Consider the following 23,976-nt stretch of genomic DNA (forward strand, 5'->3'; position numbering starts at 1 on the left):
ACGTTCTGTTCAACCAAATGGGGCATATTTCTCATATGTCCGCGGAACCGCTTCATCCCGAGAGTGACCTTCCCCTGCCGCAGGAGAGGTTCCTCAACCGTGAGGAGAGCTGGCTACAGTTCAACGAACGCGTCCTGGAACTGGCTGAGGACTCCTCCCTCCCCCTCCTCGAACGCGTGCGCTTCCTGGCCATCTTCGCCAGCAACCTCGATGAGTTCTTCCGGGTACGCGTGGCCGGGCTGAAACGGCGGATGGCCACCGGACTACTGCTCAGGACGAAGAGCGGGCTGAAGCCGCGCGAGGAGCTGGCCCGGATCGCCGCGATCTCCGACACGCTGGCCAAGCGGCACGCGGCCGTCTTCCACGAGCAGGTCTGCCCGCAGCTGGCCACCGAGGGCATCGAGATCGTCAGATGGGACGACCTGGGCCGCGAGGAGCGCACGGAGCTGCGCAAGCTGTTCAGGGAGCGGATCCGGCCGGTGCTGACGCCGCTGGCCGTCGACCCCGCCCACCCATTTCCGTATATTTCTGGACTCAGCCTGAATCTGGCGGTCCTGGTGCGGAATCCGGTCGACGATCACACCGTGTTCGCCCGGGTCAAGGTGCCTTCGCAGCTGCCGAGGTTCGTCACCGCCTCCAAGGACAGGTTCGTCCCGCTGGAGGACGTCATCGCGGCCCATCTGGGCCAGCTGTTCAAGGGCATGGAGATCGTCCAGCACCACGCCTTCCGGGTGACCCGCAACGAGGACCTCGACGTGGACGAGGACATCACCGAGAACCTCATGCAGGCGCTGGAGCGGGAGCTGAAGAACCGCCGCTTCGGCCCGGCCGTGCGGCTGGAGGTCGAGGACACCATCACGCCCGAGGTGCTCGACCTGCTCGTCGAGGAGCTCGAAGTCGCGCCGCACGAGATCTACCAGCTCGCCGGGCCGCTCGACCTGACCGGGCTGCACGCCCTCGCCGACCTGGACCGGGCTGAGCTCAGCTACCGGCCGTTCGTCCCCGCCGAGGCCGTGCTGGCCGACGACGACATCTTCGCCGCGCTGCGCGAGCGGGACGTGCTCCTGCACCACCCGTACGACTCCTTCGCCACCAGCGTGCAGCGCTTCATCGAGGCGGCGGCCGAGGACCCGAACGTCCTGGCGATCAAGCAGACGCTCTACCGGACCAGCGGCGAGTCCCCGATCGTCGACGCGCTGATCGACGCGGCCGAGTCGGGCAAGCAGGTCGTCGTGGTGGTGGAGATCAAGGCCCGCTTCGACGAGCACGCCAACATCGAGTGGGCGCGCAAGCTGGAGAAGGCCGGCTGCCACGTCGTCTACGGCGTGGTCGGGCTCAAGACCCACTGCAAGCTGGCTCTGGTCGTCCGGCAGGAGCCGTCCGGCGAGCTGCGCCGCTACTGCCACATCGGAACGGGCAACTACAACCCCAAGACGGCCAGGCACTACGAGGACATCGGCCTGCTCACCGCGGACCCGCTGGTCGGCGAGGACATCACGGACCTGTTCATCCACCTGACCGGCTACTCCAACCACTCGGCCTACCGCAGGCTGCTCGTCGCCCCGCACTCGCTGCGCGGCGGCCTGATGGCCAGGATCGAGCGGGAGATCGCGCATCAGGAGGCGGGGCGTCCCGCGCGCATCAGGATCAAGACGAACTCCCTGGTCGACGAGCCGCTCATCGACGCCCTCTACCGGGCATCCCGGGCCGGCGTGCAGGTGGATCTGTGGGTGCGGGGTATCTGCACCCTCCGCCCTGGCATCCCGGACCTGTCGGAGAACATCCGCGTACGTTCGGTGCTGGGGCGTTTCCTGGAGCACTCCCGCATCTACGAGTTCGGCCTGGGCCGGCGGCCCGAGGTGTGGATCGGCAGCGCCGACCTGATGCGCCGCAACCTGGAACGCCGGGTCGAGGCCCTGGTCAAGGTGACCAGCCAGCAGCACCGGGCGTACCTCATCGACCTGATGGACCGCGCCACCGCCGACACGACGAGCGCGTGGCTGCTGAACTCCGACGGCACCTGGGTGCGGCATCCGGGCGAAGACCTGCAGAGCATCCTGATCGGCACCCGCCGCTGGAGGAGCGTTGATGACTGACCCGCTCCACGCGGCCGGAGCCGTGGTGTGGCGCGGTGACGAGCGCCACCCCGAGGTGGCCGTCATCCACCGCCCGGCCTACGACGACTGGACCTTTCCCAAGGGCAAGCTGAAGCAGGGCGAGCACGTGATCGCCGCCGCGCTGCGCGAGGTGCGCGAGGAGACCGGCCTGGTCACAACGCTCGGCCGCGCCCTGCCGCCCGTCCACTACCTGATCACGGACCGGCTCAAGCGGGTCGACTACTGGGCGGCCCAGGCCACGGACGAGAGCGTGGCGTTCGCCCCCGGCGACGAGGTGGACGAGCTGCGCTGGCTGCCGCTCGACCGCGCCCGCGAGCTGCTGACCTGGGAGTGGGACGCGGGACTGCTCCATTCGCTGGAGGCGGCGCCGCTGGCCACCGTCCCTCTTGTCCTGGTACGGCATGGCGCCGCGGGCTCCAGGCAGGCGTGGAAGGGTGATGACGCCCTGCGCCCCCTCGACACGGACGGCCAGGCTCAGGCGGAGACGATCGCCCGGGTGCTGCCCGCCTACCGGCCCGAGGTCCTGGTCAGCTCGCCCAGCCTCAGATGCGTACAGACGCTCCAGCCGTACGGCGGCGACATCAGGACCGAGCCGCTGCTCAGCGAGGAGGGTCAGGACGCCGACAAGACGCCCGCGCTGGTCGCGGAGCTCAGGACGGCGGCGGCGGTGTCCAGCCACGGCAAGGTGCTGCCTGACCTGATCCGCTCGCTCAGCGGCAAGGACGTGCAGCTGCGCAAGGGGGCGTTCGCCGTCCTGCACCGGCTGGGCGAGCGGGTCGTCAGCGTGGAGCGTTACCCGACCTGAAGGTCACCAGGCTCGGACGGTCACCAGGTGACGGGCAGTTCGGCGACGCCTTCGGTGATCCGGCCCTCGTTGCGGCGGAGCTGATCGAGCGGCACGGCCACGCGCAGGTCGGGAAAGCGCTGGTAGAGCCGGCTGAACACCCCTTCGAGCTCGACCCTGGCCAGGCTGGCGCCGATGCAGTAGCGCGGGCCGTACCCGAAGCTCAGGTGCGGGTCAGCGGACTTCCGGCCCACGTCGAAGGCGTCGGGGTCGGGGTAGATCCGCTCGTCCCTGTTGGCGGCGCCGGGCATGATCAGCACGGCCTCGCCTCGGCGGATCGTGACGTCGCCGATCTCGATGTCGCCGTGGGCGTAGCGGGGCAGGCCGTGCAGGCTGGGCGAGGCCATGCGCAGGATCTCCTCGACGGCGGCGGGCGCCCGTCCGGGATCGGCCTTGAGCAGCGCGAGCTGGTCGGGGTTGGCCTCCAGGAACAGTACGCCGTAGTCGATGCGGTTGACCGTGGTCTCGTGCCCGGCGAACAGCAGTCCGCCGGCCAGCTGCGCCACCCTGCCGTCGTCGTCCAGGACCCCGGCCAGGTCCGACAGGACGTCCTCGCCGGGCTCGTGCCGTTTGCGCTCGATGAGCCCGGCCATGTACGCGCCCAGCTCCTCGCGCGCCGCCATCCCCTTGGCCTCGTCCGCGACGTCGCCCATCCGGCTGGAGACGCCGCTGAAGTAGTCCCGGTCCTCGAAGGGGACGCCGAGCAGCTGGCAGATGACCAGCACGGGCAGCGGGAAGGACAGCTCGGCGTGCAGGTCGGCGGGCGGCGTCAGAGTGGCTATGTGGTCCAGCCGCTCGTCCACCAGGGTGCCCACGTGGTCGCTGAGGGCCTTCATCCGGCGGGCGGAGAAGGAGGGCATGAACAGCCGGCGCATCCGCTCGTTGTCGGCCTTCTCGGTCGCGCTCTCGCCCTGGGGCCCGCCGAGCAGCGCGGAGCCGGAGACGCGGGCGGCCTTCTCCGGCTCGGGGTGCGAGCGTCCGAGCCGGGGGTCGGCGAACAGCTTGCGGGCGTCCTCGTAGCCGCTGACCAGCCAGATCTCATCGCCCACCCGGGTGCGTACCCTGGTGATGCCCTTCTCGGCCCGCAGCTCCCGATAGGCCGCGGGGACCTCCAGGGCGTCCTGTCGTTCGAAGGGTATGACTGGTAAGTCACTCATAGTAGTTTCCTAATGGCTCGCGCCGTCTCGGCCCAGACCTTGGGGAAGTCCGCGTGTGCTCGCTCCGCCGTGCCGCGTTCGAGGCCGATGAGCAGGCCGTAGGTGAAGGTGTCCTCACCCGCCTGCCGCGCGGCCTCCGCCTCCTTGGCCAGCGTCTCCTGCGCCACCACGCCGTCCTGATGGGTGCCGAGCACCTCCTGTACGGCCGCGGCGTGCTTGGCCAGCTTGACCATGCTCTTGCCGAGCGTGGGCTGGAGGGCCTCGGCGGTGTAGCGGGCGCGTTTGGCCGCCTTGCGGACATCGTGCATGGCGAGCTCGCGGCGGTCGAGGTCCGGGATCGCCTGGGCGGTGTCGTAGATCTTGGCCACCCGGTCCCAGTTCTCGGCGGCCACGTCGCTGAGCTTGTCGTGCGCCGGCTCCGCCGCGGCCTTGGTCAGCTTCGGGCCGGCCGTCAACGCGTCGAGGGCGTCGAGCAGCGCGTAGTAGCGCTCGCCGCTGAGGGTGTCCTTGATGCGCTCGTACGCCTCCAGCTCGCGGGCGTGCAGGTCGTCGCCGAGCCTGGCCAGGATGCGGCCGGTGACCAGCTCGGGGGCCAGCGCCGCCAGCTCGCGGGCGAACCTGGCCCTGATCACTTCCAGGTCACGCGCCTCGCCGAGCACTGTGGCCAGCCAGCGCAGCTCGTCCTGGACCCGCTTCGTGCCGGTGATGATGCCGCCGAACGCCCTGAGCGCGCTCCGCAGCCGCCGGGAGGCGACGCGCATCTGGTGGACGGCGTCATGTTCCGCTCGCCGTACGCGGGGATCTTGTGAGAGGAGGGCCGTCACCTGGCCCGCCAGGTAGTCCATGACGGTCTGGCCGGCCGAGCCGTCCTTCGTGGGGGCATGGGCGACAGATGGTGGTTCGAGGAGTCTGGCGAGCTTGCTGGCCGACTCCGACGGGGTGGCGCCGGCCTTCCTGAGCCGTTTGCCGACCTTGGCGAGCAGGGCTTGGTCGCCTTCCAGCAGCTCCGCCTCGACCTCGCGCCACCGTACGACCCGCGGCCCGCCTGCTGATTCTTCGGCGTCGAAGACCGTGCCCTTGACGCGGTCGTCGGCGATCTCGACGAGCCCGGTCGGGCCGTCGTGCAGCAGCGTCACGGTCCGGCGGGTGTCGAGCTCGGCCACCACCTGGAGCTCCGCGCCGCGGGTGTAGGCACGGACGAGCTCGGCCAGCTCGGCGGGCACTATCTTCGTGCTCCGGGTGAGCGGGTGGGTGATCTCCTGGCGTACGCCCTTGGCCTTGGGCAGCTTCAGATGCCAGCCGGCGTCGTCACCGCCGCGTCTTCGCCGGAGTGTGATGCCCCGGGTGGCCAGCCGCAGATCGGGCGTGTCGTAGTAGAGCGCCACGAGCTGGTAACTCTTCGGGCCCGAGATCTCTGCCAGCTTGCTCAGGTCGGGTATCGCGTAGTCGGAGGGGACGTCGAACTTGTCCTCAATTTCGATGCCCACAGCACCTCACAGCCTTGGCCGATTTGGACAATCATGCCACCGCTGGACGAACTTCACACGCCTTGGAGGAGCTCGATTCGGTTCCCCACCGGGTCCATGAGGTAGATCCGGCGGTAGCCGGGGAGCAGGTCGTCGGGTGGTTCCGTGCTGAAGGCGCCGAGGTCGTCCACCAGGAACGCCGGGTGCGCCTTCCTGGCGGGCCGAAAGTCGTCCTCGATGCCGAGATGCACCTCAACCCCCCGGCCACGGAACCAGACCCCGCCGCGTTTGTCCAGCTCAGGGGGTTTTGGCACCTCCTGGAGCCCGAGGACTCCGCCGTAGAACTCCCTCAGCAGCGGCTCACTCCCCGCGGGCGCGGCGAGCTGGACGTGGTGCAGGCCGATGATCATTTCTGCGCCCGGATCATTTCTGTGCCACCACGAAGACGCGCCGGAACGGGAACGGCGTCCCGTACGGCCTGGCCGGATAGACCTCGTCGAGCCGCTCCCCCAGCTCGGCGGTGAACTTCTTCTGCTCGTCGGGGTCCAGCCGGTCGAAGATCGGGCGCAGGGCGGTGCCGGAGATCCAGTTCAGTACCGCGTTGTCGCCGTTGTCGCTCTGGAGGAGGTGGACGTATGTCGTCTCCCAGGCGTCGACCCGGCAGCCGCTCAGGAAGTCGACGTAGTCGATGGGGTCGTCCACCGGGCGGCCCCGGTTGAGGTCGCCGAGCCGATCGGACCACTCGGGCGCGGCGCAGAGCTCGCGGATCGCCACGTGGCTGGGGGCGTCGAAGTTGCCGGGCACCTGGAAGGCCAGCCAGCCGCCGGGGTTGAGCGCGTCGACCCAGTGCTCCAGCACGTCGCGGTGCGTCGGCACCCATTGCAGGACGGCGTTGGAGACCAGCACGTCCACCGGCCGGTCGGGCCGCCACGTGGTGACATCGGAGACCCAGAACCGCTGCTGCTGGTGCCGGCGAGCCTCGGTGATCATGGCTGGGGAGGCGTCGAAGCCTTCCACGGTAGCCTGGGGCCATCGGCGGGCGAGTTCGAGGGTGAGTTCGCCGGTGCCGCAGCCGGCGTCCACGACATAATCAGGACTGTCGGCGCCGATTCTGGCGGTCAGCTCGAAGAACGGGCGTGATCGCTCGTCGGTGTACCTGGCGTATATGGTGGGATCCCAGATATCTCTCGACATAGAGATAATTGATATCGAGATATGTATCTCGATGTCAAGACAGTACACTCTGACCATGACGCAGGATGCGCTCCCCCCGACCTGGCGATCTCGTGGCAAGGCGGTGGCATGAACGAGGAGCCGCAGGACGAGGTCGACCGGCTGGTGGCGGCCTGGCGGTCAGAGCGTCCGGACCTCGACGTCGAGCCCCTTCAGGTGCTGTCGCGGGTGTCGCGCCTGGCCAAACATCTCGATCGGGCCAGGCGGGCGGCGTTCGCCGAGCACGCTCTGGAGCCTTGGGAGTTCGACGTGCTGACGGCGCTGCGGCGCGCCGGCAAGCCGTACGAGCTGAGCCCCGGCGCCCTGATCCGGGCCACCCTGGTCACGTCGGGCACGATGACGAACCGCATCGACCGGCTCGCCCAGGCGGGCCTGGTGCGACGCCGGCCGGATCCGGAGGATCGGCGAGGGGTGCTGGTGTCGCTGACGGACAGCGGGCTGGCGCGGGTGGACGCGGCGTTCGCCGGGCTGTTGCGGCGCGAGCACGACCTCCTCGCCGGCCTGCCCCTGACCGACCAACGCACCCTCTCCGCCCTGCTCCGCACCCTCCTCGCCCCGTTCGATTCCTAACGTTGCGTTGCGGTTGAGGCTGCTTCAGTCGCTCAGGCGGTCGGCGAGTTCGAGCCACTCAGCCTCGACCGTGTCCTTCTGGTCGAGGATGTCCCTGAGCTGGGTGTCCAGGGAGCCCAGTTTGGCGTAGTCGCTGGCCGCGTCCGCCATGGCCGCGTGGAGCTTGGCCTCCTGGTCGCCCAGCCGGTCGAGCTGGCGTTCGAGGCGGTTGAGCTCCTTGCGCAGCTCGCGTTCTTCCTTGGCCGACATGCCCTCCTGAGGGGCCGCCGGCTGAATCGGTGCGGGAGCCGACGACTGGGGTGAGGTCGTTCGGGCGGTCAGGGCGGTGCCTTGGGCCCGGCGGGACAGGTATTCGTCCACGCCTCCCGGAAGGAAGGAGAGCTTGCCGTTGCCCAAGAGCGCCACACATTTGTCCGTGACGCGTTCGAGGAAGTAGCGGTCGTGGCTCACCAGGATAAGAGTGCCGGGCCAGCCGTCGAGAAGGTCTTCGAGCTCGTTCAGCGTCTCGATGTCGAGATCGTTGGTCGGCTCGTCGAGCAGCAGCACGTTGGGGTCGTCCATGAGGAGCCTGAGCAGTTGCAGCCGCCGCCGCTCGCCACCCGACAGGTCGCCGACGACCTTCCACTGCGCCTCGCCCTTGAAGCCCAGGCGTTCGAGCAGCTGGGAGGCGGACCACTCCTTCTTGCCGACCTGGATGTACTTGCGGATCTCCTCGACCGTCTCCAGCACCCGGCGGGTGGGGTCGAGCTCGGCCAGCTCCTGCGACAGGTGCGCCAGGCGTACCGTCTTGCCCCTGATCATCCGCCCCGAGTCCTGCTGGACCGAGTCGGCGAGCAGCCGGAGCACGGACGACTTGCCGGAGCCGTTGACGCCGATCAGCCCGACCCGGTCGCCCGGCCCGAACTGCCAGGTGCAGTCGTCGAGCACCAGCGGCCCGCTGCCGGGGCCACCGGCGTGCAGGGTGACGTCTTCGAGGTCGTAGACGGTCTTGCCGAGCCGGACCGCCGCGAACCTCAGCAGCTCCACGCTCTCCCGCGCCGGCGGCTCGTCGGCGATCAGCGCCTGCGCGGCCTCGATCCGGAACTTCGGCTTCGACGTGCGGGCGGGCGGGCCGCGCCGCAGCCAGGCGATCTCCTTGCGCATCAGGTTCTGGCGGCGTTCCTCGGCGGCCTGGGCGATGCGCGCCCGCTCCGCCTTCGCGAGCACGTAAGCGGCGTAACCGCCCTCATATCGCTCGACCCGACCGTCCACGACCTCCCAGGTCCTGGTGGAGACCGCGTCGAGGAACCACCGGTCGTGCGTCACGACCACCAGCGCGCTCTTGCGTCCGGCCAGATGACCGGCCAGCCAGGCGATGGCCTCGATGTCGAGATGGTTCGTGGGCTCGTCGAGCATGATCAGGTCGTGCTCGTCGATGAGCAGCTGGGCGAGCGCGGTGCGCCGCCGTTCGCCACCGGACAGATCCCCCGCCTTGGCGTCGAGATCGAGATCACCGATGAGATTGCCGAGAATCTCGCGGACGCCCTGATCCCCCGCCCACTCGTGCTCAGCCTTCTCACCCAGCACGATCTCCCGGATGGGCATCGCCGGATCGAGCGCGTCATGCTGCGACAGCACGCCCACCCGCAGCCCCCGGGTATGGGTGACCCGGCCGCTGTCCGGGCGTACGTCTGCCGCGATCACCGACAGCAGTGTGGTCTTGCCGCCGCCGTTACGTCCGACGACACCTATGCGCTCGCCGACCTCGACCCCGAGGGAGACGTCGTTGAGCAGCGGTTTGGGCCCGTAGGCATGGGAAACAGACTCGAGATTTACCAGATTCATGGCCCTACCAGGGTATCGGCCTCAAGGGCGCTGTGGTGACGGCACCAGGCCGACCCCACACCCACCGCCGACCCCGCGATACCCGCACGCCCCGAGACCGGCGCGGCGCTCAGATCACCGTTGCGCTGTCGCAGGGGCCGTGAGAGATCCTCCCGTGCCGTTCTGGTCCGTCTACAGCGGGCGAAAAGACAAAGGAACGGAGTGCCTGCTCCGTTCCGCTCCTAACGTATAGCGCCCCCGGGGGCTTGCGGCAAGACCCCGGTCGTCCCGCAGAATCGGCGGCCGAGGCCAGAACCTGCGGAAATAGGAGTAGCCAAGTGCGTGTGTCGATGTCGATGACCGGGTCGTGCGGGGCCGCGACGAAAGACCGCGCGGGGCGTGGCCGATGATGGACGTCGACGTGATCATCGTGGGCGCGGGCCCGTCCGGCCTGATGCTGGCCGGTGAGCTGCGCCTTGCCGGAGTGCGTCCGCTGGTACTGGAGCGGCACCCGCAGCCCGGAGAAACCCACAAGGCCAACGGTCTCGGCGGGCAGATCCTGCGACTGCTGCGCTATCGAGGCCTGCTTGACCGGTTCGAAGCAGCCACTACCGGCCCCAGTCCGGCTCCCAAGTTCCCATTCGGCGGTGTGTATCTGGACTGCACGAACCTGGCCGATCCCCCGCTGCAGGGGCTGCATCTCCCGCAGCGGCGACTCGAGCGCCTGCTCGACGAACGCGCCCGCGAACTCGGTGCCGACATACGCCGCGGACACGAGGTGGTCGGGGTCAGCCAGGACGACGCCACGGTGACCGCGGACGTGCGCGGCCCGGACGGGCCGTACCAGGTGACCGCCCGATACCTGGTGGGCTGCGACGGCCCGCGCAGCCGGGTCCGCGGCGGGGCGGGCATCCCGTTCCCCGGCACCACCTATCCAGAGGTCAACCGGCTGGGTCAGGTCACCATGCCCGATTCGGTGACCCGGCTCGCCAACGGCGACCTCGACGTACCGGGGCTGGGCACGATCCGTGCGGGTTTCACGCGAACAGACGGCGGTGTCTTCGCGTTCGGGACGCTCAACGCCGAGGTTCTGCTCGTCTTCACCACCGAAGAGGAGCTCACCGAAGTCGACGATGACGTGGCGATGACCCTGACCGAGTTCCAGGGCAGCATCCGCCGGGTGCTCGGCGGGGATCTCCCTCTGGGAGAAGTGCATCGACTGTCGCGCTGGCAATTTCAGGCTCGGCAGGCCGAGCGGTACCGCAACGGACGGATCCTGCTGGCCGGCGACGCGGCCCACCTGCTCCCCGCCACGGGCGCGGCACTCAACCTCGGCATGCTCGACACGGTCAACCTCGCCTGGAAGCTGGCCGCCGACATCCACGGCTGGGCGCCGACGGGCCTGCTGGAGACGTATCACGACGAACGCCACCTCGCCGGCGTACGCGCACTGCTACAGACCCAAGCTCAAGTGGCACTGCGGCGCGGAAACAACCCGGCCGCCGAAGCACTTCGAAAAGTCTTCGAGGAACTGCTCGTCGACGAACAGCCCTTGCGCCGCATGTCAGCCCTTATCGCCGGCGCCGACACGCGCTATCCGCTGCCCAACCCCAACCAACACGCCTTGACCGGCACCTTCGCCCCCGACCTCACCCTGCACACCGACCAGGGCACGACCAGCGTCGCGGAGCTCATGCACACCGCACGGCCCGTCCTCCTCGACCTCGCCGACCGCCCGGACCTCCGCGAGACCGCGCAACGCTGGCGGCACCGCGTGGACATCCACACCGCCAAAACCGATCACCACCGACCCGCCGACGCCCTTTTGATCCGCCCGGACGCCCACATCGCCTGGGCCGCGACCATCGACGAACCCGCCGACACCGCCGTGCTCGGGCTGCGAGAAGCGCTCTCCGACTGGTTCGGCGCACCCCTGAAACACAGGTACCGATCACCGATCGACTCTCCTGACCGGCCAGCTCTCCTGACCGGCTAACGCTCCTGATCGCCACGGAAACAGGCTGACGACAAAGAGCACCGGGGCGGCGGTTTATCCGACCGCTATAGCGCGCGGCACAGGCATCCGCCTCTCGCCCCTGGCTCCCGACCTGAGAAAGTCATTACCAACAGCCCCGGACCAGCCCCGGACCAGCAGCCGCCCAGGAGCGGGCCTGCATCCGCCAACCTAAGGGCTGGAGGAGCAGGCTCTGGGTGTCCTGGCCATCGAGATCGAGCGACCAACGAACCGCCCGGCCGAACGATGACCTCAGACCACCACGGCGCCTGGGACAGGGCCGTGAGCGGGGATCGCGGTGCGGGTGACGCCGGACGTGGTGAGGGCGGCGGCCAGGCGGTCGGCGTGGGCGGCGTCGGTCGCGAGGAAGGCGCAGGTCGGACCGGAGCCGGAGACGATCGCGCCGAGCGCGCCGTACTGGCGACCGGCTTCGAGGGTGTCGGCCAGCTGAGGGCGGAGCGTCAGGGCGGCGGGCTGGAGGTCATTGGTGAGGTACGCGCCCAGCTTGCGGGCGTCCCCGGCGCCGAGCGCCTCCAGCAGGGGGTCGCTCAGCTGCGGCCAGGGGATCTCCGCACCGGTCGCGGCACGGAGCCGGTCGCACTCGGCATAGACGGCGGCCGTCGACAGCCCGCCCTCCGCCACCGCGAACACCCAGTGAAACCGGCCACCGGTCGGCAGCTCGCTGAGCTGCTCACCCCGCCCGATCCCCACCGCCGTGCCTCCGAGCAGCGAGAAGGGTACGTCACTTCCCAGGTCGCCGGCGATCTCCATGAGGTCGTCGAACGGCAGGCCGAGCCCCCACAACTCGTTGCACGCCACCAGAGCCCCCGCCGCGTCCGCGCTCCCCCCGGCCATGCCACCGGCCACGGGGATGGCCTTGTGGATCACCAACGCCGCGCCATAGGTGCGGCCCGCGTGCTTGGCCAGGGCTCTCGCGGCCTGAATCGCCAGGTTCTCGTTATCGATCGGGACCCGGTCCGCCCAGTTGCCCCCCACCGTGACGCTGATCGACTCGGACTCGTTGGCGACCACTTCGTCGAAGATCGATACGGCGTGGAAGACGTTGATCAGGTCGTGATAGCCGTCTTCCCGAAGCGGTCCGACGGATAGCTGCACGTTGACCTTCGCGGGCACCCGTACGGTAACCGAACTCATCGATCTTCTGTCACTTTCGTCGTTTGCCGAGGTTGAGGACTCTTCTCGAGCTTGTCGAGGGCTCTCGAGCCTATAGGGGCTCGCTTCCCGCTCACATGATTCTCGGCAGAAGTGGTGACCCCTGTACGGGACCGATGCAACACCAGTACCCGAGGGGGCGATTCTCCGGCGCTGCGGACGCCAGCGGCTACGGTGCCAGATGCCAGTGCGCTGAGGGCTCCTCCGGCCCGCCTGGCGGAATGTCGCACGAGTGCCGCATACGAGAGCAGCTACGCGATCATGCGGGCTGCAGCCACCATGCAAGCGACATCTGATCAACTATCGACATCGGAACGGACAAGGCCGGCTGCCAGACTCTGCCTCTCAGCGTGAGGAAGAACGATGCCATCGATCGTCTTCGGGACATTCGCCGTGATCGCAGTGATCGTGGCCGTGGTGTTGTTCCTCGTGTTGCGGCGAAAGCCGCACACCCGGGTCGGGGCGTACGTCAGCGCGATGTTCCTCCTCCTGGGTGCGGGGCTGCTCGCCATGGGCTCCATCTCGTTCGCGAGCATGGAATCCGCCGCGCTGCGAATCTTCACACCAGAGGAGCGTGCGGTCGCGGTGCCGTGCAACGCGGCGGTCTTGGGGATTGAGGAGACGTCCAACAAGTTCAACGGACGTTACATCTGGCTGCTGCGGCTTCGCGTGACCCCTCAGGCCGGCAGCCCGTACGAGATCGAGCGCACGGCCCGGCTCACCTCGTCCATGGGGGAACACCTGGAGCGGGGGAACGTCGTGCTGTCGTGCCTGGTGGACCCCACCGACCACACCCGGATCGAGATCTCGGCCCTGGCCTGAGCCGTCCATGCGGGAGCCGCAGCCGACTCAGTACCCAGCATCTGGCGCAATGTCCTGCCACTCTGACGAGAGCACGTCGAGAAGCACGCGTGGCAAGATCGGGATAGCGTGGCGCCCGCTGGAGGAGGTCGGCGATGTTCGATGCGCCCAGACATCACCTTCAACCATCGCGCCGACAGAACGTTCTTTGAGAAGGAGGAGGCGTGACAGTGGCACAAGTACTGGTGGTCGGCCTCGATCCCGCCAAGATCCAGGGCTGGGACCCGGAGCCAGTTCAGGCGGCGATGGCACGCGGTCAGGCCCGTTTCGACGATCATGGTATCGAGGCCGACTGGTGCCTGTTGGCACTCGACGAGAACCCCGAAGGAGCGATCGTGGAGGCGCTGACCCGCAAAGACTACGTCTGCGTGGTGATCGGGGGCGGCATCCGCAAGCACGAGCCGTTACTCGAACTCTTCGAGAAGGCGGTCAACCTGGTCCGACAGCACGCGCCCGACGCGGCCATCGCCTTCAACAGCAGCCCCGATGACTGCGCCGACGCGGCTCTGCGGTGGCTGCGCTAGCGGCAAGCCAACCTCGCCGACACCATGCTCCGTGTCCTGCCCGTCTTGGGCACCCACCACCACACCGTCGACCTGGTTCAATGATCAGCGTGGGCGGCTGAGGGCAGCCTCAGCCAGATCCGTCCATTCCTCGGCCGAGGAGTGGGGCACGACCACCCAGTCCTTCATCACCCTGCCCTGCTCCGAGGGGTCGAACAGGGACGCCCCGGCCAGCTGGAGCGCGGCTGCGTGTTCGGGGGTGTCCCTGACCAGCCGGAACACCATCGCGCCGTCGCGCTGCAGGCTCGCGAACACCTTCCCGGCCTGATCTTTGAGCGCGGGACTCCCCATCATCCTGGAGATCCGTACACCCAGGTCGGCAAGCTCGGCGCCGACCTGCTTGAAATCCTCTTCCGCGCTCATCGTCTGTCGGTCCCGAACTCCATGGCGTCGTGGTCGAGCTCATCGTGGTCGGGGCTCTTCCCGCCTGACGCGATCGTCTCGGCCCCGCCTTCCGGCAACACGGCGATCAGGCTAGTCGTCCCAGCGGCACCGATCAAGGCCGGGTACGGGGTGCCGACCGTGCCGAATCCCGCCGCTGGTCCTCGACTATGCGATAGATCACCGTCCGCGACTCGGCGGCAGCGTTCGGTGGTCAAGTGCGGGGAGAAGCTGTCGCACACCGATGGCGATGCGCTTCTCAGCCTGATGGAGTGAGCGCAGGCAGCCACAGCGTGCGCTCGACGATCCAACGCCGGAGGTAGCACCAGGGACCGGCTTGGCCCCAGGGCCGAAACACGATCTTGAGGGTTGGCTGGAGGTGCTCATCGGCCCACACGACCAGCTCGCCACCATAAGCGGTACCGGCCCACACGACCAGCTCGCCACCATAAGCGGTGCCGACCCAGAGCAGGGTGAGTTGCGGGTTGAGCAGGTGCAACCGGGTGAGCACCTCGCGGGCGGTCGCGGTCCCGGGTGTGTTCAGTTGACCGGCCGAAAACCGTCCAGCCCCTCATGCGGCCTGGCAGACGACGTGTCACTACATCGTTGATTCGCTGCTCGGCGGGACACCACTCGGAAGGCACAGACCGCGCGAAGCATGGCGGCAAGTGACTCGACCCGGCCGGCGTTAGATTGGGGGAAATAAGGGCTTTTGGAGAGAAAGGGGGCATTTTGTCGGAAGTGACGGTTGTTGAGGTGCCGCAGTGGCGGGGGTCGGGGTCTGCTACGGCGGAGCGGCTTCGGGAGGGGGCCCAGTTGGTGGCCGGGATGGTGCCTGCGACGCGGCGACTGCGTGTGCAAGTCGATGATGATCTGGTCATCACGGCTTCTCGAATGCGGGCGGTGATGTCGCAAGTGGGCGAGGGGCTCATGGTCACTGCTGGAGGTGATTGCGGGGTCGAGTTGGAGCCGGTGGCGGCGGCTCGGCGAACGTACGGGGATCGGCTGGTTGTCGTCTGGTTCGATGCTCATGGGGATCTCAATACGCCGGCCGACTCACCGTCTGGGGCGTTTCACGGGATGGTGCTGCGGGCCCTCACCGGTGAAGGACCGGAGGGGCTGGTGCCCGAGGAACTGGTCCGTCCGTGGCAGATCGTGCTCGCCGGGGTGCGAGATCTCGATCCGGCCGAGGGTGCGTTCGTTGAGGCGAGTGGGGTGTGCCACCTGGGCATGCCGGACTCCGCGACGCTGGTCGATGCGATCGCTTCAGCTGGTTTCGATCGGGAGCGGGGCGACTTTCCGAAGGAGCGTGCATTCGAGGAGAAGGTCGTCTACCTACATATCGATCTTGATGTGCTGGATCCGGAAGTGTTCGCCAGCGTGGGGACGCCGGCCCCGGGCGGGATGCGACCTGATGGGTTGCTTGGACTGGTCAGCGCGGTGGCGGAGCGGTTCGAAGTGGCAGGGCTGGGGATCGTGGAGTATGAGCCGGGCAGGCCCGAGGATCAGGAGTTGCTCGCGCCTCTGGTCGAGAAGTTGGTCAAAGTCTGCGCTCGTGCTTAAGGAGCCGGGCCGCACCCGGTGAATCGGGGGGCTTCCGGCTGTTGCTTAATGCCTCATCATTGGTCACCAATCATCTATATTGATCTCGTGAGGTTGTCCGATTGGGCCGCTCGTGAGGGCGTGCACTATCAAACCGCTTGGCGGTGGGCGAAGGCCGGGAAGATGCCCGTGCCAGTGTCGCAGTCTCCGACCGGGGTGTGGTTCGTGCACTAGCCCGAGCGGCCCGCGGGCGGCCGTGTGGTGGCGTAGTGCCGTGTTTCCTCCTCCGACCAGAAGACCGACCTTGACCGGCAGGTCGCCCGCGTGGTCACCGAGGCCGCCGGACGCGGCCTGGCCGTGGGTGAGGTCGTGACCGAGATCGGGTCGGGGCTGAACGGCGAGCGGCGCAAGCTGCACCGTGTGCTCGCTGATCCGGATGCCCAGGTGATCGTGGTCGAGCATAAGGACCGACTTGCCCGGTTCGGTGTCGAGCATCTGCAAGCCGCGCTCGCTGCGACAGGCCGGGAGTTGGTCGTCCTCGATCCGGAGGAGAGCACCGACGACCTGGTGCGGGACATGACCGAGGTGCTCACGTCGATGTGCGCCCGTCTGTATGGGCAGCGGGCGGCGAAGAACCGTGCCGAGCGTGCGGTGGCGGTGGCGACCAGCGAAGACGCCGAGTGAGCGAGAGGGCCGAACAGGCGCCGGAGAAGAAGCGGCGCACGTTCGAGCCGCAGCCCGGTTTCGTGGTGCAGGCCTACCGGTTCGCCCTGGACCCGAACAGCATCCAGGAGCAAGCGCTGCGATCGCACTGCGGGGCCGCCCGTGCCGCGTTCAACTGGGCCGTTTCTTGGGTTCGTGCGTCGTGGTCCCAGCGGGCCGCCGAACAGACCTACGGGGTCGGCGAGGATGAGCTGACCGAGTGGCGACCGTGGTCGCTGCCGTCTCTACGCAAAGTGTTCAACACGGTCAAGCACACTGATCCGCGCTTCGCCGACTGGTGGAGCGAGAACTCCAAGGAGGCCTACAACACCGGCCTGGCCGGCGCCGCGGCGGCGTTCGACAACTACGCCACGTCGAAGAACGGCAAGCGCAAAGGGCGTCGGATGGGCAAGCCCCGGCGCAAGTCCAAGCACAAGGCCAGGCCGGCCTGCCGGTTCACCACCGGCACGATCCGGCTCGAGCCCGACCGCAGGCATGTGACCCTGCCCCGGCTCGGGACGATCCGCACCCACGAGTCCACCCGCAAGCTCCAGCGCCGCGTCGGTAACGGCAGCGCCCGCATCCTGTCCGCCACCGTCCGGCACGAGCGGGGCCGGTGGTTGGCGTCCTTCCAGGTCGAGGTCGAGCGCGAGACACAACGCGTGACGCGGCCCGATGATGCTGTGGGCGTTGACCTCGGCGTGAAGCACCTGGCGGTGACGGCCGACAGTCTGGGCGAGATCCGCTACGAGCCGAACCCGGCCCACTACGACATCGCGCTGAAGACCCTGAAGCGCCTGTCGCGCCGTGTCTCCCGCCGACAGGGCCCGGACCGGCGCACCGGGCAGGCCCCATCGAAGCGGTGGCGGAAGGCCGGCGAGCAGCGCAACAAGGTGCACCACCGGGTCGGGAACCTTCGCGCCGACGCCCTGCGCAAACTGACCACCCGCATCACCGGCGAGTACGGCACCGTGGTCGTCGAAGACCTCAACGTCGCCGGGATGCTCAAGAACCGTCGCCTGGCACGGAAGATCGCCGACGCCGGGTTCGGGGAGATCCGGCGCCAACTCACCTACAAGAGCGGCTGGAACAACGGACGCACCGTGGTCGCGGACCGCTGGTTTCCCTCCTCCAAGACCTGCTCGGGCTGCGGCGCGGTGAAAGCCAAGCTGCCGCTGCACGTCCGAGTCTTCACCTGCGACGCCTGCGACCTGGTCATAGACCGGGACGAGAACGCCGCACGCAACCTCGCCGCCCTCGCGGCGGACTGCACCACTGGTACCGGAGTGGCCGGAGACCAGAGCGCGCCAGCGCCGAACCCTCGTGGAGCCGACCAGAAGACCCGCACCACCACCCGCAGCCATCAGGCCGCGGGTGGGCGGGCAGGTGGCGCGATCCCGCAGCAGCGGAAGGAAACGAGAGACCTTCATCAGGACGCTACAACCCAGCTTGGGCTGTCGTGACACCGTCAAGGACCTTCCCGGCCGAAAGGCCGGGATTGCTGAGAGCCGTTGAGGCTTTCAGCAACGGATGGGTGCGGCCGGAACAGGAACTCGTCCTCGTGCGGTGGTGAGGGCCGGGGTGGCTCGGTGGCTGCGGCCCGGGCACGAAAGCCGACCCTCGTGCGGTGGTGGGGGCCAGGAGTGGCTCGGGGGTGCTGTTGGCTGTCGGGATCAGCCTGGGCGTACGGCGCCTCGGTATAGGGGGCGATAGTAGGTGGAGGTTAGGAACGGGGTTCTTCTGACCACGTCGCCGGTTTTGGGGGCGTGGATCATTACGCCGCCACCGAGGTTGAGGCCAACATGTGTGGGGTCGCCGGTGCCGCCACCGAAGAAGACCAGGTCGCCCTTGCGTAGCTCGCCGAGTGTGACTCTGCGGCCCTGGCGGAACTGGGTGCCTGTGTAGTGGCCGAGCCTTATGCCAGCTTTGGACCAGGCGTAGAGGGTCAGGCCGCTGCAGTCGAAGCCCTTGGTGTGGGCTCCCCTGCCTACGCCTGTGGTGGGGCCCGACGGCGTGCCGCCGCCCCACGAGAACGGGGTGCCCAACTGGTCGATGGCGGCTGCCACCGCGATGTCGCCCTTGGTCCGGGGCTTGGTCCCGGGCTTGATCCCAGGCTTGGTGGGTCTTGGCTTGGGCGGCGTGTCTCCGGGGTCTCCGGGGTCTCCGGGGATTGTGGCCGGGGGGTTGGGGGCGGGGCAGGCTTCTGGGGGTAGGGGGATGAGGACGTAGATGGGCTGCTGGTCCGCGCCACCGGGAAGGTCGGCGCCATCAGAATGGTCCACGCCCTCAGGAGGCGGGGCCAAGAGTGTCATTGACGGGACGTCCTGGGGGAGCCTCGTATCGTGTCCGCTGTTCGCGGGACTTGTATTGCGCCCGCCGTTTACGAGGCTCCTATTGCGTCCATCGCTCACGGGGCTCGTATCACGCGCGCCGTTCACGGGTTTGGTGGGTAGGGCGATCAAGTGGAAGCACTGGATGGTCGGTGGCTTGAGTGAGGTCGCGCTGGTGCTCGCGGCGGCAGCCATGTTGGGGAATGCGAGAAGCGCCGCGAGGGTGCCTCCTCCGACCGCGAGCCCGGTAAGAGCAGGGCGGAGGGTCAGGGCGGGGCGAGGATCCAGGGCAGAGCGGGTGTTCAGAGCGGGGCCGGTGGTCACAGCGGTGTTCGCAGCATGGCTGGTGTTCGCGCTGGTGTTCAGGGCGGGGCTGGCGGCTGAGCTGGAGCGGATGTTCAGGCCGGAGTGGGTGGCTGGGCTGGAGCGGATTCCCAGGTCGGGGTGAGGGGTCGGGGCGGGGCTGGTGGCCGGGCTCAAGCGAGTGCCCAGACCAGAGTGAAGGGGCAGGCCGAAGCGGCGGGGCAGGGCGGAGCGGGGGGTCATGTGGGCCTCCTGCGACGTGCGGAACGGAGGCCCCAGGATCTTGCGATCGGGCTTGGGGGCGGGGAGCCGAGCGGGGTTCTGTGGATAACCGGGGTTGTGGAGGCGACTCTCTGTGGATAACTGGGGTGGCCGGGGGTGGCTTTTGTGGCTTCCAGGACCCGAAGTCCGATCGCCTAAGCACGCGGGCCCCTTGGGCGCGAGTCCCCCTCGGGAGCGGGATGATGATAATCCCAGTGGTGTCCCACCCAGTGGTGGATCAACGATCTCGTTGTGCGTTTCCTACGTGGGCGAACAGGGCTGAGCGGGTGAGAAAGTACACCGCCCTGCGGGACGTCATCCGGATCCCCCACACGCGGGGATCTCCTCGGGCACGGATCCCCACAGACGCGGATCCCCTCAAGCGCGCGATCGACCGGGGCTTGCGAGCCGTACCCGCTCGACCTACGAGGGCTTGGCCTCGGCGATTCGGGCGAAGGCTGTTACGTCGAGTTGCTCACCCCGCGCGGACGGGTCCACCCCGGCCGCCCGCAAGGCGGTTTCGGCCTCCGCGGGGCTGCCGGCCCAGGATGCCAGCGCGGCCCGCAGCGTCTTGCGGCGCTGTGCGAACGCGGCGTCGATCACCGCGAACACCTCCTCGCGCGAAGCTGAGGTCTCAGGCGGGTCCCGGCGGGCCATGGAGACGAGGCCGGAATCCACGTTCGGTGCGGGCCAGAAAACCGTCCGCCCCACCGGGCCCGCTCGCCGTACGTCCGCGTACCAGGCGGCCTTCACCGACGGCACTCCGTACACCTTCGACCCGGGGCCGGCCGCCAGGCGGTCGGCCACTTCCGACTGGACCATCACGAGGCCCTTGCGCAGTGACGGCAGCACTTGCAGCAGGTGCAGGACCACCGGGACCGCGACGTTGTACGGGAGGTTCGCGACCAGGGCGGTGGGCGTGTGGCCCAGCAGGTCGGCGGAGGTGATGCGCATGGCGTCGGCCTCCACGACCGTGAGCTTGTCGCCGAGGCCACGGCCCGCCACGGTCAGCGGGAGCTGGCCCGCGAGTACGGGGTCGATCTCGACGGCCACCACGTGCTGGGCCTCGGGGAGCAGTGCGAGGGTGAGTGAGCCGAGGCCGGGGCCCACCTCTATGATCACGTCGTCTGGGGCCAGTGCGGCCACTCTGACGATGCGCCGCACGGTTCCCGCGTCGATCACGAAGTTTTGGCCTAGCTTTTTCGTCGGACGAAGATTTAGCTTATCCGCCAAAATACGTATTTCTGCAGGGCCCAACAGGCTCATCATCCAACCAGTCTCCCGCATCGAAGAACCTGCGATGGCGGATGGGGGCACCACAGGGGAGGATGGGCGTGGAACAGGAAGGGACGTCCTTGATGGAGCCAACGGGCGCCGCGCCGCTCCGCCCGACGGATCTGCGGGAAATCGGCCCGTACCGGCTGCTCGGCCGACTCGGCGAGGGCGGCATGGGTACGGTGTTCCTGGCCAGGGCACCGACGGGGCGGTTTGTCGCGGTCAAGGTGGTGAAGGCCGAGTTCGCCAACCAGCAAGGGTTCGCGGACCGCTTTCACGCCGAGGTGGAGAACGCGCGACGGGTGGCATCGTTCTGTACGGCCCAGGTGCTGGACAACGGCAACACTGGCGACAGCCGCCCGTACATGGTGACCGAATACATCGGCGGCACCCCGCTGTCGGACCAGATCGCCAAGTACGGCGCGCTGGACCCGGGGCCGCTGCACGGCGTCGCGCTGGGAGTCGCGGCGGCGCTGGCGGCGATCCACGTCGCCGGGCTGGTGCACAGGGATCTCAAGCCGGCCAATGTCATATTGTCGCTGTCCGGGCCGCGAGTGATCGACTTCGGCATCGCCAGGGCGCTCGACAGGGAGACCGGGTTCACCATGTCCGGTGAGCTGCTGGGCAGTCCCGGCTGGTGGGCGCCCGAGCAGGTACGCGGGGAAACGGTCACTCCCGCCGTCGACATCTTCGCCTGGGGCTGCCTGATCGCGTACGCCGGTAATGGGCGCCACCCGTTCGGGCGCGGCGACCCCATCACACTCGCGACGCGTGTACTGAACGCGCCGCCGGACCTGGGCGCTCTGCCCGCGCCGCTCGATGAGCTGGTCCGGCGGGCTACCGACATGGATCCGGCTCAGCGGCCCACCGCCCAGGACCTGCTGATCGCCCTGGTCGGAGGCACTGCGCCCGCCCCCGCGGCGACATCGACGGCACCGGCGGTCGATCCGCCGACTCTGGTGGCTCCCGGGCTGCTCGACGACTGGGAGCCGCCGCAGAACGTGGTGAACGAGCCCGACATTACGGCCACGTTCGCCACGCCGCCGCCCAGCGACACCACGGCCAAGGGACCGGCCGTGGCGAACGACCCTTCCCAGCCGCCATCTCGGCCGGAGGCGACGCCGGGGTCACAGCAGGGCTCACAGCCTGGGTCACAGGCGGGAGCGCAGGCGGGGGCGCAGGCGGGAGCGCAGAGGCAGCAAGTGCCTCAGCCGCAGCAGGCGTTCCAGGCACAGTCGTCGCCAGGGCAGGAGCAGCCCGATCTGCAGGAGTTGGCTCGCCGGGAGGAGCAGGCGGCTCGCGAGGAACTGGCGCGCTGGGAGGTGCCCACCCCCCAGCAGCCGACCGCCAAGAAAGCGCTGCTCAAGAAGCCGAGTGCAAAGAAGGAGCAGGCCCGCTTACCCGAGCAGACGCAGCAGCCGGACCAGGCTCAGGTTCAGGTCCAAGCCCAGGCTCAGGTCCGTCAGGAGGAGCTGAACGTACAGGGTCGCCAGACGAATCCGGGGCTCCAGGCAGAGGCGCTGTCCACGGACGACACCCAGGCCCCAGCCCCCGGACGGTCCCTGAGCACCCGGTGGCTCATCGCGGCCGCCGCGGCCGTGGCGGCCATCGCCGTCACCTTCGCCGTCCTCATCGTGACCTCCAGCCGCAACACCACGCTGCCCGTCCAGTCGCAGACCCAGACGGCGTCCGCCTCGGCGCGGCCCAACGACCTCGGTCACCGGTTCGCCCTCGGCAAGTCCTTCGACGACCCGCAGCTCATCGTGGCGGCGGCCCCGCAGTGCGGTCTGAAGGAGTACGAGGGCAAGACCCAGACCCTGGGCCAGTTGTGCGTGGTCCGCTGGACGATGCTGAACCCCGGAGGCGAGCGCCAGGAGATCGGCGACCCGATCGTCTCGCTGCTCGACGACAAGGGCGGACGTCACGACCCGGTGGAGCCCGCGTTCCCGGCCGCGATCACCGCGGGTGACCGCATCGACAACGCGTTCGTGTTCGACCTGCCGCTGTACCGCAAACCGGTGCAACTCCTCGCGACCAGGCTCAAGAACGGTAACCAGATCGAGGTCCGGTTGTGAAGATGATCGGTGCGGCGCTTCTGGCGTTGGCCGTCCTCATAGGCGGCATGAGCACCGCGGCGACAGCCGCTGCCAAGAAGGCCGCGTGCGCGGGTACGAGCGACTTCGACGGCGACGGCGTGGAGGACGTGGCGGTCGGCGATCCGTTCGCCGACGGTGGCAAGGGTGCGGTGTACATCCTCTCCGGGGACAAGGTGATCCCCGTGCCAGTGCCCGCCATCGAGGGCGACGCGCTCGGCTGGTCGGTGACGCTGGCCAAGATCGACCCCGGCAACGCCTGCGCCGACCTGGTGGTGGGCGCGCCCTACGCCGATGTGGACGGTGTCAGGGACGCGGGTGCGGTCTATGTCGTGTACGGCGGGAACAGCAAGGGACCGGAACGCCTGACGGCTGCCGAGCCGCAGCGCAACGCCCACTTCGGCTGGTCTTTGGCCGCGAGGGGCGACGTGGTGGCGATCGGCGCGCCGTACGAGGACCAGGCCCAGATCGCCGACGCGGGCTCCGTCTACGTACGCCAGGGCCTGGGTCGGCTTATCCGGATAAATCAGGACTCGGTGGAGGTGCCGGGCAACGGCGAGGTGGGCGACCAGTTCGGCTGGTCGGTGGCGGTCGGACCGGGCAACAGCCTGCTCGTCGGCGTCCCGTACGAGAACGACGACGGCGCCGGCCGCCAGGTCGACCAGGGCAAGTCCGACTCGGGGGCCGCGGTCCGCATCGACAACGCGCTGGCGCCGAGGCTCTCGGGGGCCAAGCTCGACTCGCCCACCAAGGAGGCCGGAGACAGGTACGGCTACGCGGTGGCCTACGCCGAGGGGTCCGGCTTCGCGGTGACCGCGCCGGGCCGTGGCTACGTCCAGCTCTACGACCAGGCCATGCGCCCGACAAGGCGGGTGGGGCAGGCCGCCGGGTTCGGCTTCTCGCTGGCCGCCTCGGCCGACGGCAGGGTGGCCGTCGGCTCACCCTATGAGGGAGCGGTACGGGTGCTGTCGCTCAAGAACGAGGCCGAGGACAAGAGGCTCCCGACATCGGACGGCCTGTTCGGCTGGTCCCTGGCCTACAGCGGCAACAAGCTCTACATCGGCCAGCCCGACGCCGTCCCGACCGGCAAGGTCATGGTGCTGGCCCGCAACTCCGACGAGCTGCGGCCGCTCCAACCGCCCAAGGGAGCCGACTTCGGCACATCGATCGCCGGTTGATCCAGCCGACTTCCCCAGCGTCCCGAACGGCCGACCGCCGACCGGCCGAACCCAGCCGGGGCCTGGGGAAACGGCCGGAGCCTGGGGAAACGGCCGGAGCCTGGGGAAGT

20 protein-coding genes and 1 pseudogene are annotated in these 23,976 nt (G+C 68.7%); 11 read left to right on the top strand and 10 right to left on the bottom strand.

Going from position 1 to position 23,976, the window contains the following annotated elements; translation table 11 throughout:
* Positions 1–35 precede the first annotated feature (35 nt).
* Complete coding sequence (locus ACIBO2_RS23075) at positions 36–2,096, top strand: RNA degradosome polyphosphate kinase (RefSeq protein WP_358541732.1); 2,061 nt, start codon at positions 36–38, stop codon at positions 2,094–2,096.
* Entirely contained in the window at positions 2,089–2,922 is an 834-nt protein-coding gene (locus tag ACIBO2_RS23080; RefSeq protein WP_358541734.1) for an NUDIX hydrolase, read from the top strand. The genes ACIBO2_RS23075 and ACIBO2_RS23080 overlap by 8 nt, the downstream gene beginning before the upstream one ends.
* A 20-nt stretch (positions 2,923–2,942) precedes the next feature.
* Here ACIBO2_RS23080 and ACIBO2_RS23085 read toward each other — a convergent pair whose 3' ends face one another.
* The 4 genes from ACIBO2_RS23085 to ACIBO2_RS23100 are packed head-to-tail and all read right to left on the bottom strand — an operon-like array spanning position 2,943 to position 6,778.
* On the bottom strand, positions 2,943–4,118 hold the full coding sequence (locus ACIBO2_RS23085; protein ID WP_358541737.1) for a cytochrome P450: 1,176 nt from the start codon (positions 4,116–4,118) through the stop codon (positions 2,943–2,945).
* The gene (locus tag ACIBO2_RS23090) at positions 4,115–5,605 is read right to left on the bottom strand and encodes a CYTH and CHAD domain-containing protein (RefSeq protein ID WP_358541740.1); all 1,491 of its coding nucleotides are present in this window, start codon (positions 5,603–5,605) and stop codon (positions 4,115–4,117) included. Before ACIBO2_RS23090 ends, ACIBO2_RS23085 begins: the two co-directional genes overlap by 4 nt.
* A gap of 53 nt (positions 5,606–5,658) precedes the next feature.
* Complete coding sequence (locus tag ACIBO2_RS23095) at positions 5,659–5,994, bottom strand: glyoxalase (protein ID WP_358541742.1); 336 nt, start codon at positions 5,992–5,994, stop codon at positions 5,659–5,661.
* Between the two features lie 13 nt (positions 5,995–6,007).
* Positions 6,008–6,778, bottom strand: a complete 771-nt coding sequence (locus ACIBO2_RS23100; RefSeq protein ID WP_397298990.1) for a trans-aconitate 2-methyltransferase — start codon at positions 6,776–6,778, stop codon at positions 6,008–6,010.
* Between the two features lie 108 nt (positions 6,779–6,886).
* Here ACIBO2_RS23100 and ACIBO2_RS23105 point away from each other — a divergent pair, with 108 nt between their 5' ends.
* Positions 6,887–7,387, top strand: coding sequence for a MarR family transcriptional regulator (locus tag ACIBO2_RS23105; RefSeq protein ID WP_358541748.1), 501 nt, complete (start codon positions 6,887–6,889; stop codon positions 7,385–7,387).
* Between the two features lie 24 nt (positions 7,388–7,411).
* Here ACIBO2_RS23105 and ACIBO2_RS23110 read toward each other — a convergent pair whose 3' ends face one another.
* Positions 7,412–9,211 (bottom strand): ABC-F family ATP-binding cassette domain-containing protein, encoded by a 1,800-nt coding sequence (locus ACIBO2_RS23110; RefSeq protein ID WP_358541751.1) that lies wholly within the window; start codon positions 9,209–9,211, stop codon positions 7,412–7,414.
* 385 nt (positions 9,212–9,596) lie between these two features.
* Here ACIBO2_RS23110 and ACIBO2_RS23115 point away from each other — a divergent pair, with 385 nt between their 5' ends.
* Positions 9,597–11,186, top strand: a complete 1,590-nt coding sequence (locus ACIBO2_RS23115) for an FAD-dependent monooxygenase (protein ID WP_397298995.1) — start codon at positions 9,597–9,599, stop codon at positions 11,184–11,186.
* A gap of 270 nt (positions 11,187–11,456) precedes the next feature.
* Here the strand turns inward: ACIBO2_RS23115 and ACIBO2_RS23120 are convergent, their stop codons facing one another.
* Complete coding sequence (locus ACIBO2_RS23120) at positions 11,457–12,359, bottom strand: 4-(cytidine 5'-diphospho)-2-C-methyl-D-erythritol kinase (protein WP_397298998.1); 903 nt, start codon at positions 12,357–12,359, stop codon at positions 11,457–11,459.
* A 381-nt stretch (positions 12,360–12,740) separates the two neighbouring features.
* Between ACIBO2_RS23120 and ACIBO2_RS23125 the strand changes: the two genes are divergently transcribed.
* Positions 12,741–13,199, top strand: coding sequence for a hypothetical protein (locus ACIBO2_RS23125; RefSeq protein ID WP_358541759.1), 459 nt, complete (start codon positions 12,741–12,743; stop codon positions 13,197–13,199).
* Positions 13,200–13,402: 203 nt separating this feature from the next.
* Positions 13,403–13,762, top strand: coding sequence for a hypothetical protein (locus tag ACIBO2_RS23130; RefSeq protein ID WP_358541762.1), 360 nt, complete (start codon positions 13,403–13,405; stop codon positions 13,760–13,762).
* Between the two features lie 84 nt (positions 13,763–13,846).
* Here the strand turns inward: ACIBO2_RS23130 and ACIBO2_RS23135 are convergent, their stop codons facing one another.
* A complete protein-coding gene (locus ACIBO2_RS23135) occupies positions 13,847–14,164 on the bottom strand; it encodes a hypothetical protein (RefSeq protein WP_358541765.1) in 318 nt (105 codons plus the stop codon).
* A gap of 277 nt (positions 14,165–14,441) precedes the next feature.
* Positions 14,442–14,693 carry a hypothetical protein gene (locus ACIBO2_RS23140; RefSeq protein WP_397299003.1) on the bottom strand — a complete coding sequence of 84 codons (252 nt, stop codon included), beginning with the start codon at positions 14,691–14,693 and terminating at the stop codon, positions 14,442–14,444.
* 344 nt (positions 14,694–15,037) lie between these two features.
* Between ACIBO2_RS23140 and ACIBO2_RS23145 the strand changes: the two genes are divergently transcribed.
* The 3 genes and pseudogenes from ACIBO2_RS23145 (at position 15,038) to tnpB (ending at position 17,889) form a co-directional block, all read left to right on the top strand.
* The gene (locus ACIBO2_RS23145; RefSeq protein ID WP_358541770.1) at positions 15,038–15,745 is read left to right on the top strand and encodes an arginase family protein; all 708 of its coding nucleotides are present in this window, start codon (positions 15,038–15,040) and stop codon (positions 15,743–15,745) included.
* 87 nt (positions 15,746–15,832) lie between these two features.
* Positions 15,833–16,408: pseudogene (locus ACIBO2_RS23150) on the top strand (IS607 family transposase).
* Positions 16,405–17,889, top strand: a complete 1,485-nt coding sequence (gene tnpB, locus ACIBO2_RS23155) for an IS607 family element RNA-guided endonuclease TnpB (protein ID WP_397299006.1) — start codon at positions 16,405–16,407, stop codon at positions 17,887–17,889. The pseudogene ACIBO2_RS23150 and the gene tnpB overlap by 4 nt, the downstream one beginning before the upstream one ends.
* A 210-nt stretch (positions 17,890–18,099) precedes the next feature.
* Here the strand turns inward: tnpB and ACIBO2_RS23160 are convergent, their stop codons facing one another.
* Both ACIBO2_RS23160 and rsmA read right to left on the bottom strand, forming a co-directional pair.
* Positions 18,100–18,708 (bottom strand): NlpC/P60 family protein, encoded by a 609-nt coding sequence (locus ACIBO2_RS23160; RefSeq protein ID WP_358541775.1) that lies wholly within the window; start codon positions 18,706–18,708, stop codon positions 18,100–18,102.
* 1,035 nt (positions 18,709–19,743) lie between these two features.
* Positions 19,744–20,607 (bottom strand): 16S rRNA (adenine(1518)-N(6)/adenine(1519)-N(6))-dimethyltransferase RsmA, encoded by an 864-nt coding sequence (gene rsmA / locus ACIBO2_RS23165; protein WP_358541778.1) that lies wholly within the window; start codon positions 20,605–20,607, stop codon positions 19,744–19,746.
* A gap of 71 nt (positions 20,608–20,678) precedes the next feature.
* Between rsmA and ACIBO2_RS23170 the strand changes: the two genes are divergently transcribed.
* Both ACIBO2_RS23170 and ACIBO2_RS23175 read left to right on the top strand, forming a co-directional pair.
* Positions 20,679–22,670, top strand: coding sequence for a serine/threonine-protein kinase (locus tag ACIBO2_RS23170; RefSeq protein ID WP_397299009.1), 1,992 nt, complete (start codon positions 20,679–20,681; stop codon positions 22,668–22,670).
* Between the two features lie 2 nt (positions 22,671–22,672).
* Positions 22,673–23,866 carry a hypothetical protein gene (locus tag ACIBO2_RS23175; protein ID WP_358542272.1) on the top strand — a complete coding sequence of 398 codons (1,194 nt, stop codon included), beginning with the start codon at positions 22,673–22,675 and terminating at the stop codon, positions 23,864–23,866.
* Positions 23,867–23,976: the final 110 nt, after the last annotated feature.

Origin of the sequence: Nonomuraea sp. NPDC050022, from assembly GCF_044460705.1 — a bacterium.
Classification (GTDB): Bacteria; Actinomycetota; Actinomycetes; order Streptosporangiales; family Streptosporangiaceae; genus Nonomuraea.

Excerpts from the sequence above, each read along its gene's own strand:
- ACIBO2_RS23175 (WP_358542272.1), top strand. The coding sequence starts at position 22,673 with ATGATCGGTGCGGCGCTTCTGGCGTTGGCCGTCCTCATAGGCGGCATG.
- ACIBO2_RS23110 (WP_358541751.1), bottom strand. The coding sequence starts at position 9,211 with ATGAATCTGGTAAATCTCGAGTCTGTTTCCCATGCCTACGGGCCCAAA.
- ACIBO2_RS23085 (WP_358541737.1), bottom strand. The coding sequence starts at position 4,118 with ATGAGTGACTTACCAGTCATACCCTTCGAACGACAGGACGCCCTGGAG.
- ACIBO2_RS23125 (WP_358541759.1), top strand. The coding sequence starts at position 12,741 with ATGCCATCGATCGTCTTCGGGACATTCGCCGTGATCGCAGTGATCGTG.
- ACIBO2_RS23170 (WP_397299009.1), top strand. The coding sequence starts at position 20,679 with ATGGAGCCAACGGGCGCCGCGCCGCTCCGCCCGACGGATCTGCGGGAA.
- ACIBO2_RS23120 (WP_397298998.1), bottom strand. The coding sequence starts at position 12,359 with ATGAGTTCGGTTACCGTACGGGTGCCCGCGAAGGTCAACGTGCAGCTA.
- ACIBO2_RS23115 (WP_397298995.1), top strand. The coding sequence starts at position 9,597 with ATGATGGACGTCGACGTGATCATCGTGGGCGCGGGCCCGTCCGGCCTG.
- ACIBO2_RS23135 (WP_358541765.1), bottom strand. The coding sequence starts at position 14,164 with ATGAGCGCGGAAGAGGATTTCAAGCAGGTCGGCGCCGAGCTTGCCGAC.
- ACIBO2_RS23075 (WP_358541732.1), top strand. The coding sequence starts at position 36 with ATGTCCGCGGAACCGCTTCATCCCGAGAGTGACCTTCCCCTGCCGCAG.
- ACIBO2_RS23080 (WP_358541734.1), top strand. The coding sequence starts at position 2,089 with ATGACTGACCCGCTCCACGCGGCCGGAGCCGTGGTGTGGCGCGGTGAC.
- ACIBO2_RS23105 (WP_358541748.1), top strand. The coding sequence starts at position 6,887 with ATGAACGAGGAGCCGCAGGACGAGGTCGACCGGCTGGTGGCGGCCTGG.
- rsmA (WP_358541778.1), bottom strand. The coding sequence starts at position 20,607 with ATGCGGGAGACTGGTTGGATGATGAGCCTGTTGGGCCCTGCAGAAATA.
- ACIBO2_RS23100 (WP_397298990.1), bottom strand. The coding sequence starts at position 6,778 with ATGTCGAGAGATATCTGGGATCCCACCATATACGCCAGGTACACCGAC.
- ACIBO2_RS23095 (WP_358541742.1), bottom strand. The coding sequence starts at position 5,994 with ATGATCATCGGCCTGCACCACGTCCAGCTCGCCGCGCCCGCGGGGAGT.